Source organism: Jannaschia sp. L-14R, assembly GCF_056857695.1.
In genome coordinates, this window is the sequence record NZ_JBSXNP010000009.1 from 433255 (window position 1) to 444958 (window position 11704).

10 protein-coding genes are annotated in these 11704 nt (G+C 62.0%); 5 read left to right on the forward strand and 5 right to left on the reverse strand.

What is annotated here, in order from left to right:
• Positions 1-16: 16 nt before the first annotated feature.
• The 4 genes from AC13C2_RS06500 to AC13C2_RS06515 all read right to left on the reverse strand — a co-directional run bounded on the left by AC13C2_RS06500 (position 17) and on the right by AC13C2_RS06515 (position 4245).
• On the reverse strand, positions 17-544 hold the full coding sequence (locus AC13C2_RS06500; protein WP_139204722.1) for a rod shape-determining protein MreD: 528 nt from the start codon (positions 542-544) through the stop codon (positions 17-19).
• A 4-nt stretch (positions 545-548) separates the two neighbouring features.
• The gene (gene mreC / locus AC13C2_RS06505) at positions 549-1484 is read right to left on the reverse strand and encodes a rod shape-determining protein MreC (RefSeq protein WP_339642859.1); all 936 of its coding nucleotides are present in this window, start codon (positions 1482-1484) and stop codon (positions 549-551) included.
• A 6-nt stretch (positions 1485-1490) separates the two neighbouring features.
• The gene (locus AC13C2_RS06510) at positions 1491-2528 is read right to left on the reverse strand and encodes a rod shape-determining protein (RefSeq protein ID WP_092764134.1); all 1038 of its coding nucleotides are present in this window, start codon (positions 2526-2528) and stop codon (positions 1491-1493) included.
• Between the two features lie 142 nt (positions 2529-2670).
• Positions 2671-4245 carry a 2-isopropylmalate synthase gene (locus AC13C2_RS06515; RefSeq protein WP_482886275.1) on the reverse strand — a complete coding sequence of 525 codons (1575 nt, stop codon included), beginning with the start codon at positions 4243-4245 and terminating at the stop codon, positions 2671-2673.
• Positions 4246-4428: 183 nt separating this feature from the next.
• On the opposite strand from AC13C2_RS06515, the gene AC13C2_RS06520 reads away from it, so the two are divergent.
• The 4 genes from AC13C2_RS06520 to AC13C2_RS06535 all read left to right on the forward strand — a co-directional run bounded on the left by AC13C2_RS06520 (position 4429) and on the right by AC13C2_RS06535 (position 8151).
• Entirely contained in the window at positions 4429-5205 is a 777-nt protein-coding gene (locus AC13C2_RS06520; protein WP_482886276.1) for a CE1 family esterase, read from the forward strand.
• Positions 5206-5248: 43 nt separating this feature from the next.
• Entirely contained in the window at positions 5249-5899 is a 651-nt protein-coding gene (locus AC13C2_RS06525; protein WP_092764127.1) for an SDR family NAD(P)-dependent oxidoreductase, read from the forward strand.
• A complete protein-coding gene (locus tag AC13C2_RS06530) occupies positions 5889-7424 on the forward strand; it encodes a cryptochrome/photolyase family protein (protein ID WP_482886277.1) in 1536 nt (511 codons plus the stop codon). The genes AC13C2_RS06525 and AC13C2_RS06530 overlap by 11 nt, the downstream gene beginning before the upstream one ends.
• 97 nt (positions 7425-7521) lie before the next feature.
• Entirely contained in the window at positions 7522-8151 is a 630-nt protein-coding gene (locus AC13C2_RS06535; RefSeq protein ID WP_482886278.1) for a hypothetical protein, read from the forward strand.
• A gap of 133 nt (positions 8152-8284) precedes the next feature.
• On the opposite strand, the gene AC13C2_RS06540 is transcribed toward AC13C2_RS06535, so the two are convergent.
• The gene (locus AC13C2_RS06540; RefSeq protein ID WP_482886279.1) at positions 8285-9772 is read right to left on the reverse strand and encodes an MORN repeat-containing protein; all 1488 of its coding nucleotides are present in this window, start codon (positions 9770-9772) and stop codon (positions 8285-8287) included.
• Between the two features lie 177 nt (positions 9773-9949).
• On the opposite strand from AC13C2_RS06540, the gene AC13C2_RS06545 reads away from it, so the two are divergent.
• Positions 9950-11614 carry an NAD+ synthase gene (locus AC13C2_RS06545; protein WP_482886280.1) on the forward strand — a complete coding sequence of 555 codons (1665 nt, stop codon included), beginning with the start codon at positions 9950-9952 and terminating at the stop codon, positions 11612-11614.
• Positions 11615-11704: the final 90 nt, after the last annotated feature.

The following is an 11704-nucleotide window of genomic DNA, read 5'->3' on the forward strand; positions in this document are numbered from 1 at the left end:
CTGAACGATAGAGGTCTCAGGCGCGAGTGCCGAGGCTGTCGAGCTCGCCGGGGGCAAGCCGTCTAACCCCGATCATCTGTGAGAATATGGCGACTGCAGGGTAAAAGACAACGGTTGCAAATGCGTGCAAGCCCTGCCCCAGAATCGGTGGTGTTTCAGCAAGAAGAAGCACAAGCACCAGGTAATCTGCTGCAAACGCCGCCAAGATACAGACCGAGACCACACCAACTTCGGACCAGAAAGGTGCCGCTTCGGCATGATCGACCCGGCGGCGCAGATATTCGCTCATCAGAAAGACGATCAGGGTCCAGAGACCCAAGGGTCGCATCAACACGAAATCGCCCAGCAGCAACACGATCACCAGAAGCCAAACCGGCAGATAATCGGGACGGCGCAAAACCCAGGCCGCGACCAGGGCAATGACCAGGTCTGGTCCGGGCACATTGCCGTCACCCGCATCGAATGGCAGCAGGGCAAAGAAAAATATCAGCGCCGACAAACCCACGAAAGTCGCCCGATACCCCCAGATCGACTTTGCCGCCATAATCTCAGCCCCCGTTTGCGGCGGCGGCAGCATCCGGTTCTGCGATGCCCTCCGGAATCGGCGGGCCCTGCAACGGTGCGGGCGCAGGCAGCAGCAGATCGCCGGTGGTGGAGATGTCCTGTGCCACGCGTGTTCGCAGGACCCTCAGAAACTCCAGCCGCGTGATATCCGCAGACAACCGGACGCGCAGCCGCCCATCCGCCCCACGCACGATCTGTCCGACGGACAGATCCGGAGGAAACACTCCACCGTCGCCACTGGTAACGATACGGTCGCCGGCCCGTACGTCGTCCGGGTTTTCGACAAATTCCAGCACGGGGGCGGACGTTGTGTCGCCCGCAAGAATCGCGCGCTTGCCCGAAGGCTGGATCGTGACCGGAACACGGCTGTTTCCATCTGTCAGCAACAGAACACGGGCCGTCCGGTTGCCCACGCCCGAAATGCGTCCGACAAGCCCCAGTCCATCCATTGCTGCCCAGCCATCACGGATGCCATCGTCCGCCCCGATGTTCAGAAGGACTGAACGCCGGAAAGGGCTGCCGGAATCGGTCAGCACCACACCGGTAATATAGGTCAGGCCCGGCGATAGGCGCACCTTGTTCAGGTCCAACAGACGGGCGTTTTCCTGCTCCAGCTGGATCGCGGCCTCGCGCCAGGCTTTCATTTGCTGCAACTCACGCCGCAGCTCCTGATTTTGCTCATAGACGCGGGCGTAGCCCTCGAAATCCTCGATCAGACGACCGGCCCAGGTGACCGGGGCCAATGCCCATTCGAAATTCGGAACAACCCGGTCGACCAGCGCCGCGCGAATGCGTTCGGCACGGGGATTGTCGATCCGCCAGAGCAAAAGCAACGCGATCAGAACGGTACAGGTCAGCGCCACGAAAAGCCGCCGGAGCGGCTTGCCGTAGATATCCTCGCCGGGCCGGGACCGCGCCATGGCGGATCAGCTGTCGTAGTCGATGACGTGGCTCAACTGCCGCTCGTATTCCAGCGCCTTGCCGGTACCCAGCGCCACGCAGTTCAGACATTCGTCGGCGACCGAAATGTTCAGGCCCGTCTGTTCGCGCAAGGCGAGGTCCAGATCGCCCAGCAATGCCCCTCCGCCGGTCAGCATCACTCCGCGGTCGACGATATCGGCGGCCAGATCGGGCGGCGTGGATTCCAGCGCCGTCATCACCGCTTCGCAGATCTGCTGCACCGGCTCAGCCAGCGCCTCGGCGACCTGCGCCTGACTGATCTCGGTTTCCTTTGGCACACCATTCAACAGGTCGCGACCCCGGATCATCATGACCTCGCCACGCCCATTTTCCGGCATCCGGGCGGTGCCGATTTCCTTCTTGATCCGCTCGGCCGTAGCCTCGCCCACCAACAGGTTCTGGTGACGGCGCAGATAAGAAATTAACGCCTCGTCCATCCGGTCACCGCCGACACGAACCGACCGCGCATAGACGATATCAGCCAGCGACAGCACGGCCACTTCGACCGTGCCGCCGCCTATGTCGACGACCATGCTGCCGGTTGGATCGGTGATCGGCATACCCGCCCCGATTGCCGCCGCGATAGGTTCCGCGATCAGGCCCGCCTTGCGCGCACCTGCGCCCAGAACCGACTGACGAATGGCGCGCTTTTCAACCGGCGTGGCCCCGTGGGGAACACAGACGATGATCTTCGGCTTAGAGAAGGTAGAGCGGCGATGCACTTTGCGGATGAAGTGCTTGATCATTTCCTCGGCCACATCGAAATCGGCGATGACACCTTCGCGCATCGGCCGTATCGCCTCGATGGACCCTGGCGTGCGACCCAGCATCAGTTTGGCATCCTCGCCCACGGCCAGCACTTCCTTGCGGCCATTCTTCATATGGTAGGCGACAACCGATGGCTCGTTCAGCACGATCCCCTTGCCCTTGATGTAGACCAGCGTGTTCGCCGTGCCGAGGTCTATGGCCATGTCCGAGCTGAACAGGCTTCCGAAGATATTCATTCCACTTTCCCCAAACCATACTCGCCTCCGTGGCGGCTGGCCCGGAAGGTTTGGTGCGGTGTAGCGGCTCCGGGGGGGTGGGGTCCAGTGCGCGTGTGCTACGGGGTCGGCGGAGGGTTGCCGGGGCGGTGTCGCAAGCCAGTCAGCCTACGTCCTTGTAAGAAATCTCCCGCCCGTCAGTTCCGCCCCGCTCGCGCCGCATCAGCAGTCGGTTGAGCGCGTTCACGTAGGCCCGAACGCTTGCCACGACTGTATCCGTATCCGCAGACTGGCCGGATACGATTCGTCCATCCTCCTCCATCCGCACGGTAACAGTGGCCTGTGCATCGGTGCCTTCGGTCACAGCCGACACCTGATACAACTGCAACGTGGCCGAATGCGGGACCAGTGCCTTGACTGCGTTGAAGGCCGCGTCGACCGGGCCGTCGCCGGTCGCCTCGGATGATTTCGCTTCGCCGTCTATGGTCAGGGTCAGCTCGGCTTCCTGCGGGCCGTCGGTGCCGCAGACGACGCGCAGACGTTCGACCTTGATGCGGTCTTCGGCCTGCCGCTCCTCGTCCTGCATCAGGGCGATCAGGTCGTCGTCGAAGACCTCTTTCTTGCGGTCGGCCAGCGCTTTGAAGCGGACGAAAACATCGGCCAGCTGATTGTCGGCCAGTTCATACCCCAGTTCCTTCATCTTGGACCGCAGCGCCGCGCGACCCGAATGCTTGCCCATCACCAATGAGGTTTCAGACAGGCCGACGTCTTCGGGGCGCATGATCTCGAACGTCTCCACGTTCTTCAGCATACCGTCCTGGTGGATTCCGCTCTCGTGAGCGAAGGCATTCTTGCCGACGATGGCCTTGTTGAACTGCACCGGAAACCCCGAGACCGATGCCACGCGACGCGAGATCGCCATCAGTTTGCGACTGTCCACGCCGGTGGTGAACGGCATGATGTCGTGGCGCACCTTCAGTGCCATCACGACCTCTTCCAGCGCCGTGTTGCCCGCGCGTTCGCCCAACCCGTTGATCGTGCATTCGATCTGCCGCGCGCCGCCTTCGACCGCGGCCAGCGAATTGGCCGTCGCGAGCCCCAGATCGTTGTGACAATGCGTGGCAAAGATAATCTCATCCGCACCGGGCACTTCGGCGATCAGGCGGCGGATCAGTTCGGCAGATTCGTTTGGCGCGGTATAGCCCACGGTATCGGGGATGTTGATCGTGGTGGCCCCGGCCTTGATGGCGATCTCGACCGTTCGGGCCAGATAATCCCATTCGGTCCGGGTCGCATCCATAGGCGACCATTGTACGTTATCGCACAGATTGCGGGCATGGGTGACCGTCTCGTGAATACGCTCGGCCATCTCGTCCCTGGTCAGGTTCGGAATGGCGCGGTGCAGCGGCGAGGTGCCGATAAACGTGTGAATGCGCGGCGATTTTGCGTGTTTCACAGCTTCCCAACAACGGTCAATATCTTTCAGATTGGCGCGGGCCAGACCGCAGATCGTGGCCCGGTCGGCGTTTTTCGCAATGTCTGAGACGGCGGCGAAATCACCGTCCGAGGCGATGGGGAACCCGGCCTCGATCACGTCGACACCCATCTCGTCCAGCATGGAGGCGATCTCCAGCTTTTCGTCGTGGGTCATCGTGGCACCTGGCGACTGCTCGCCGTCGCGCAGGGTAGTATCGAAAATTATGACGCGATTGCCGGTGGGTTTTACGGGGGTGTTCATGATGACTGATCCTGTGCTTTGCGTTTCCTGTCCGGCGCTGCATCCCTCCCGAGCGACCGCGCCGAATGGCACGCTCAGGAGCGGATAAGAAGCAGGTCCAGGGTCAGTCGGATCTTCGTCATGGCGCAAAGATACGGAATCGTGACTGGAAAGAAAGCCCCGATTTCGCGCTAGGGTTTCGAAATGCGAATCCTGATCCTTCTTCTCGCTCTTTTCGCCACACCTGTTGCCGCCTGCGGCATCGACAGTGATTGCGAGGTGCCGGGCGGAACGTATCGCATCTATGTGCCCGATGGCGGGGCGGATGGCGCGATTTTCTTTGCCCATGGCTACGGAGGGTCGGCGGCAGGCACGATGCGCAATGACCGATTTCGGGCCTTGGCCGGCCGGTTGGGCGTGGCGCTGGTGGCATTGGCCTCCGTTGGCAAAGACTGGGCGCTGCCGAACGCGCCGGAACATGGCAACGATCCGCCGCGGGACGAGATCGCCTATGTTGCTGCGGTCAAGGCTGACGTCGTGGCGCAGTTTGGGCTGGACCCCGACCGGATGCTGCTGGCCGGATTTTCGGCAGGCGGCATGCTGACGTGGAACGTAATCTGTCAGGGTGGCGATCTGTTCGCGGTTTTCGTGCCGATGTCGGGGACATTCTGGAAAGAGCCACCCCAGTCCTGCGATGCTGACGCCGCCGTCACGCATTACCACGGAACCGCCGATACCGTGGTCCCCATCGGCGGCCGGGCCATCGGTTCCTCCCGGCAAGGCGACATGGGTGAAGTACTGGCATTCTATGTCCGCGACCGCGCCCTGACACCCGCGGGTCCGGTCGATGCCCCGGATGGGCTGTCGTGTCAGCGATGGGACGGCAAAGAGGAAACTTATCTGGAGTACTGCACCCATCCGGGCGGTCATCGGTTTTCCGCCGACTGGATCGAACGCGTCTGGACCCGTGACATGAAGTGACGCCCGCACTGGACGGCACCACGACACCGCCTAGATCGGAAACATGGACAACGCACTTGTCATCGGCGCGTCGGGCGGTATCGGGGCGGCCTTGGCCGACCGGCTGGACGCAAAGCATTTCGTCACCCGTCTCAGCCGACGGGACGATGGTCTCGACGTCACCGATCCGGTGTCGGTCGTCAGGGTCATGAACCGTATCGAAGGTCCGGTCCATCTGGCCTTCATCGCGACCGGCATCCTTGCCCCGGACGGCCATGCGCCGGAAAAGGCGCTTGACGCGATCGACGCCGACGCCATGGCCCGGACCTTCGCCGTGAACGCCATCGGCCCGGCCCTTATCCTGCAACATCTGGCACCGCTTCTGGCCGATGATGCCCGCGTCGGCGTGTTGACGGCGCGGGTGGGAAGCATCGGCGATAATCGCATGGGCGGCTGGTATTCCTATCGTGCCGCCAAGGCCGCGGCGAACCAGATCACCCACGGCGCAGCGATCGAAATCGGGCGCAGGCACAAACGGTCGGTGGTCGTGGCCCTGCACCCCGGAACGGTCGAAACGCCGTTCACCGAAGGATACAACGCGCCGAAGATCAGCGCGAAGGATGCAGCGGAACGTCTGATTGGCGTGTTGACGGACCTTACACCCGACGACACCGGCGGATTTTTCGACTATGCGGGCAAACGCGTTGAGTGGTGAACTGCGCCTGATTCTGATCCTGGGCGATCAACTGTCCGACGACCTGAGCGCCCTGCGTGAAGGCGACGCCGACCGCGATGTGATCGTCATGGCCGAGGTTCAGGCCGAGACGGATTACGTTCCCCACCATCCAAAGAAGATCGCCTTCCTTTTCTCCGCGATGCGTAAGCACGCGGCACATCTGCGCAAACAGGGCTGGACCGTCCGCTATGCCACGCTGGACGACCCCGACAATACGCAGTCCATTCCCGGCGAATTGCTGCGCGCGGCCGAAGCCACGGGTGCGACCGAGGCGATCGGCACCGAGCCGGGCGAATTTCGCCTGATTTCCGCACTCGAGGACGCGCCAATCCCTGTCCATCTGTTCCCCGACGACCGCTTCCTGTGTTCCCATGCAGAGTTCGAGGGTTGGGCCGAGGGCCGCAAGGAGCTTCGGATGGAATGGTTCTATCGCGAGATGCGCCGCAAGACCGGCCTGATGATGGAGGGCGACAAGCCGGCGGGTGGCAAATGGAACTATGACCACGACAACCGCAAACGCGCGCCCAGGGGGCTGACCGTGCCCGGACCGCTGCGCCACGAACCCGACAGGATTACCCGCGACGTGATCGAAATGGTGCGCAACCGCTTCGGCGATCGCTATGGTTCCGTCAATGACTTCTGGTTCGGGACCAGCCGCGACATGGCCCTCGAAAGTCTTGGGCATTTTGTCCAACACAGTCTTCCGACTTTCGGAGACTACCAGGACGCGATGGTTACCGGGGAGCCGTTCCTGTTCCACGCGCTTCTATCCCCTTACCTCAACGCAGGCCTTCTGGGGTGGCGCGAAGTCTGCGATGCTGCCCAAGCCGCCTGGATGGCAGGCGATGTTCCGATCAACGCCGCCGAAGGATTCATCCGCCAGATCATCGGCTGGCGCGAGTACATCCGGGGGATCTATTTCCGCGAAGGTCCGGACTACACCTCCCGCAACGCGCTGGGGGCAGACCGCGACCTGCCCGAATTCTATTGGACTGGCGATACCGACATGCGCTGCCTGTCCGAAACCATCGGCACCACCATGGCCGAGGCCTATGCCCATCATATTCAGCGGCTCATGGTAACAGGCAACTTCGCGATTCTTTCCGGTCTGGACCCGGCGCAGGTGCATGAATGGTATCTGGTGGTCTATGCCGATGCCTATGAATGGGTCGAGGCACCCAACGTGATCGGCATGTCGCAGTTCGCAGACGGCGGCGTGGTGGCGTCGAAACCCTATGTTTCGGGCGGAAATTACATCAACCGGATGTCGGACTACTGCAAGACCTGCGCCTATGTCGTGGGGCAGAAATCGGGCGAGGGCACCTGCCCGTTCAACCTGCTCTACTGGGGGTTTCTGGATCGGCATCGCGACAGGTTCCAAGGCAATCCCCGGATGGCGCAGATGTATCGCACCTGGGACCGGATGGACGCGGATCACCGTCAGACCGTGCTGACCGAGGCCTCTGACATCTTGCGAAAACTGGGTGCGGGCGACCGTATATAGGCCGCGACAATATCGCCGATTCACCCAAGCGCCGCCGCAATTTCGCCGCCCACTGGGGGCAAACCGTGTCCAAAGACGATATTGTCGAGGACATGAGATGCAGTTCGACCGCTTGATGATGAAAACCGTGACCCGGCTCGCAAGATCCGGCATTGCGGGGCTGCGCTCCACATCCGTGGCTGCGACCGGCAAGGAGGCAGACGCTTCGGGGCCGCGCGGATCGGGAAGCTGGGCCAATGAATGGAGCGGCGCCAAATCCGCAGTCGCGAAAACTGCCGTGGAACGGGCGAAGTCGCTGGCGCGTCCGGGCAAGTCCCGCACAAAATCCAATGCACCCCAAGACGCGATCCCTGAAGGCACCATTCGCACCCGTCCGTTGATGTCTGTGCGAAATGTGAAGCTGCATAACTGGATCGCCGACAGGATGGAGGCCGAGGCACCGACCTGTTCACTACATGCCTGCGTGGCCCTGAACAGCTTTCTGACCTCGCTTGCGAACCCGGATGGCACCGATCCCCTGACGGGCCTGACCGCCGACCTTCTGATCGTGGATGAACATGGACAGCCCGTCGTCGCGCTGATCCGCGAAAATGCTGCGGATCCATCTCAGCAATTGATGATCATTGATGCCTTGCTGGATGCCGACCTGCCGATTGTGGACATCCCCGCGCGCCCATCGCTAAGCGGGCTCTGGGCATCAATCGCCGAAACGCTTCCGAAAGACTGACATCGTCGTTCCCGCACCGCTCACTCCGGGCGGAACAGGGGGCATGGCCGAGTGATCGGTCATGCCCCGCTTGTCATCATGGGTATAGCGATTGACCCGTTACCCACTCCCAACCTCAGACAGACGCTCCAATTCACCCGTCGCTGCCCGGTGCCACTGGCGCTTCAGCCCCTTCGGGCGCCGGGGCGGATTCGGCAGCCGGGACATCGGCTGCGGGTGCTGTCTCCGACGTCTCGCGTTCCGCCAGACCGCCGCCTTCCCAGAGACCCGTCTCAACCTGCCCGGTGGCATAGCGCATCGTGCCCGGCCCTTCACGACGACCGGCCTTGAACGAGCCTTCGTAGACGTCGCCATTGGCGTAGGTTGCGATCCCCTCGCCTTCGATCTCGCCGTCGTTCCAGCCTCCGGTGTAGTTGAATCCGTCGGCCATCTGGATCGTGCCCTGACCCTCGCGCTGACCCCGGATGAATCCGCCTTCATAGACAGTGCCATCGGCATAGGTGGCCTTGCCCTGCCCGTGACGCAGGCCTTCGGCCCAGTCGCCCTCATACCGATACCCGTCCGAGAATGTCATGACGCCGAATCCGTGGTTCTGTGCGTTCACGAACCCGCCCTCGTAGACCAGGCCGTTGGGATAGGTCGCGCGGCCTTCACCGTCGATCACACCCTCCTTCCATTCGCCTTCGTAAATGCCGCCATCCTGATAGGTAATCTTGCCGGTGCCATCCGCCAGATCGTTCTGGAACTGCCCGACATAGACCGAGCCATCGGGATAGATCACTTCGCCTGACCCTTCGATCCGACCTTCTGACCAGCTGCCGGTGTATTTGTAGCCATCGGTGCCGGTGAAGGTGCCCTGACCATCACGGCGATCGGCCTTGAATTCGCCCTCATAGACGTCACCGTTGGCATAGGTGACGCGGCCCTTCCCTTCGCGTTTGCCGTCTACCAGCGTGCCGACATATACGTCGCCGTTTCCCTGCGTCAGTGTGCCGGTGCCGTTGATCTGACCGTTTTCCCACAACCCGTCATAGATCAGCCCGTCCGGAGTCCGCAAAATGCCCTGCCCCGAACGTACGTTGCCAGCCATCTGACCCTCGTAGGTCGAGCCATCGGGATAGGTGATCCGCCCGATGCCGGACTTTTCGCCCGCGACCCAGCCACCTTCGTAACGATAGCCGTTGGCCGCCTCCATCACGCCTTCGCCATCGTGAACGGCATTGACGAAACTGCCGGTATAGCGAGTGCCATTGGCGTAATCCGCAACGCCCTCGCCTTCGATCCGGCCATCGACCCATTCGCCGGTATAGGTCGCGCCGTCGGCAAAAATGATCGTGCCGGTGCCATTGGGTTCCCCCCGTTCGAAGGCACCTTCATAGATCGAGCCGTCCGGAAACACGGCGCGGCCTTGACCGACGATTTCGCCGTTGGCCCATTCGCCGCTGTAGGTATAACCCGACGGCAGGGTATAGGTGCCCGTTCCGTGCTGTTTGCCGTTCAGGAATGTTCCTTCATAGACGCCACCCTCGTCGTATTGCTTGGTGATGACCTCCTGCGCGTCCGCAATGCCGGCCAGCGCCACCACCATCGTCAATACTGCGGTCCTGATCAGCCCGTTCATCACCTTGCCCCCTCATCGTCCGTTTGTTGCCTGACAGGCTAGGCAAATGGGGGCCGACAGGCAACGGGAGATGCACAGGCGGCATCGGCATCGGCGCTTCCCCCCGCGGGCGCGCCGCGCTAGGTCCGGCCCCAGCCCCAGACCAACACCGCCGACCCGCGCGCCCGGAGACCCTGAATGTCCGACACGTTCCGCCTGACCCTTGCCCAGTTGAACGCTACAATGGGCGATCTGGAGGGCAACGCCGCACAGGCTCGTGGTGCCTGGACAACCGCCAAGAATGCCGGGGCCGACATGGTCGCCCTGCCCGAAATGTTTCTGACCGGCTATCAGCCGCAGGATCTGGTCCGGAAACCTGCCTTCGCCGCCCACGCCCGCGCCGTGTTGGACACGCTGGTGGCCGATTGTTCCGAAGGCCCCGCGCTGGCGATCGGGCTGGCGGCTTGGCCCGAAGGAGAAGAAAAGCCGTTCAACAGCTATGTCGTGGCACGGGCTGGCAAGATCGTGGCCGAAATCCACAAGCATCACCTGCCGAATTACAAGGTATTCGACGAAAAGCGGTATTTCGCGTCGGGCGACATCTCCGGCCCCTACACTATCGGCCCGGTCCGCATCGGTACGCCGATCTGCGAAGATGCCTGGTACGACGATGTCACCGAAACCCTGGCTGAAACCGGGGCTGAAATCCTGCTTGTTCCGAACGGCAGCCCCTATTTCCGCGGCAAGCAGGACGTCCGATATTCCCTCATGGTTGCGCGGACGGTCGAGACCCGGCTGCCGCTGATCTATCTGAACATGGTCGGCGGACAGGACGACCAGATCTTCGATGGTGCCAGCTTCGTCCTGAACCCCGGTGGTCAGTTGACGCATCACCTGCCCTCGTTCGAATCGAGCGTCGTCCATATCGACTTTGACGACACTCCCGACGGCTGGCGCGCCCGCGATGGCAACAAGGCGCCGCAACCCGACGGCCCTGGCGCCGACTATACCGCCATGGTCGTGGCGCTGCGCGATTATATGGTCAAGGCGGGCTTCGACCGCGCCGTTCTGGGCCTGTCGGGAGGCGTCGACAGCGCCATCGTGGCGGCCATCGCGACCGACGCCCTGGGCCCCGAAAACGTGCATTGCGTGATGCTGCCCTCGGAATACACGTCGGAACATTCGCTGGAGGATGCACGCGGCGTTGCCGACCGCCTGGGGTGCAGACTGGATATCCTGCCGATCTCCGGTCCGCGTGCCGCCGTGACCGAGGCGTTGGAACCGCTTTTCGAGGGCACGACGCCTGATCTGACCGAGGAAAATATCCAGTCCCGTCTACGCGGCCTGCTGCTGATGGCGTTGTCCAACAAATTTGGCGCGATGCTTTTGACGACGGGCAACAAATCCGAAGTCGCGGTCGGATACTCCACGATCTATGGCGACATGGCAGGCGGCTATAACCCGGTGAAGGACCTCTACAAGACCGATCTGTTCGAGGTTTGCCGCTGGCGTAACGCCAATACGATGGACTGGTTCAAAGGACCGGCGGGCGAAGTCATGCCGGAACGCGTGATCGACAAACCACCCTCGGCTGAATTGCGCGACGATCAGAAGGACGAGGACTCGTTGCCGCCCTATCCGGTTCTTGACGATATTCTGAAACGTCTGATCGACGCTGAGCAATCCGTTGCCGAAATTGTCGCGTCCGGTCATGACCGTGATGTCGTGAAACACATCGAGAAGCTAATCTATCTAAGCGAATACAAGCGCTTTCAATCTGCCCCGGGCGCGCGTCTGTCGCAGCGCGCGTTCTGGCTGGATCGTCGCTATCCAATCGTCAATCTGTGGCGCGATCCCAGTTGAACAGGCTGGGGGCCAGCCCCCAGACCCCCGAGATATTTGTGCCAAGAGGATACTTGCTTCGTGAACTCAGCCATATCGATTCTTTGTTTT

What these genes read in the sequence shown, in the direction of transcription:
- AC13C2_RS06500 (WP_139204722.1), bottom strand. Translation starts at nt 544, where the DNA reads ATGGCGGCAAAGTCGATCTGGGGGTATCGGGCGACTTTCGTGGGTTTG.
- mreC (WP_339642859.1), bottom strand. Translation starts at nt 1,484, where the DNA reads ATGGCGCGGTCCCGGCCCGGCGAGGATATCTACGGCAAGCCGCTCCGG.
- AC13C2_RS06510 (WP_092764134.1), bottom strand. Translation starts at nt 2,528, where the DNA reads ATGAATATCTTCGGAAGCCTGTTCAGCTCGGACATGGCCATAGACCTC.
- AC13C2_RS06515 (WP_482886275.1), bottom strand. Translation starts at nt 4,245, where the DNA reads ATGAACACCCCCGTAAAACCCACCGGCAATCGCGTCATAATTTTCGAT.
- AC13C2_RS06520 (WP_482886276.1), top strand. Translation starts at nt 4,429, where the DNA reads ATGCGAATCCTGATCCTTCTTCTCGCTCTTTTCGCCACACCTGTTGCC.
- AC13C2_RS06525 (WP_092764127.1), top strand. Translation starts at nt 5,249, where the DNA reads ATGGACAACGCACTTGTCATCGGCGCGTCGGGCGGTATCGGGGCGGCC.
- AC13C2_RS06535 (WP_482886278.1), top strand. Translation starts at nt 7,522, where the DNA reads ATGCAGTTCGACCGCTTGATGATGAAAACCGTGACCCGGCTCGCAAGA.
- AC13C2_RS06540 (WP_482886279.1), bottom strand. Translation starts at nt 9,772, where the DNA reads ATGAACGGGCTGATCAGGACCGCAGTATTGACGATGGTGGTGGCGCTG.
- AC13C2_RS06545 (WP_482886280.1), top strand. Translation starts at nt 9,950, where the DNA reads ATGTCCGACACGTTCCGCCTGACCCTTGCCCAGTTGAACGCTACAATG.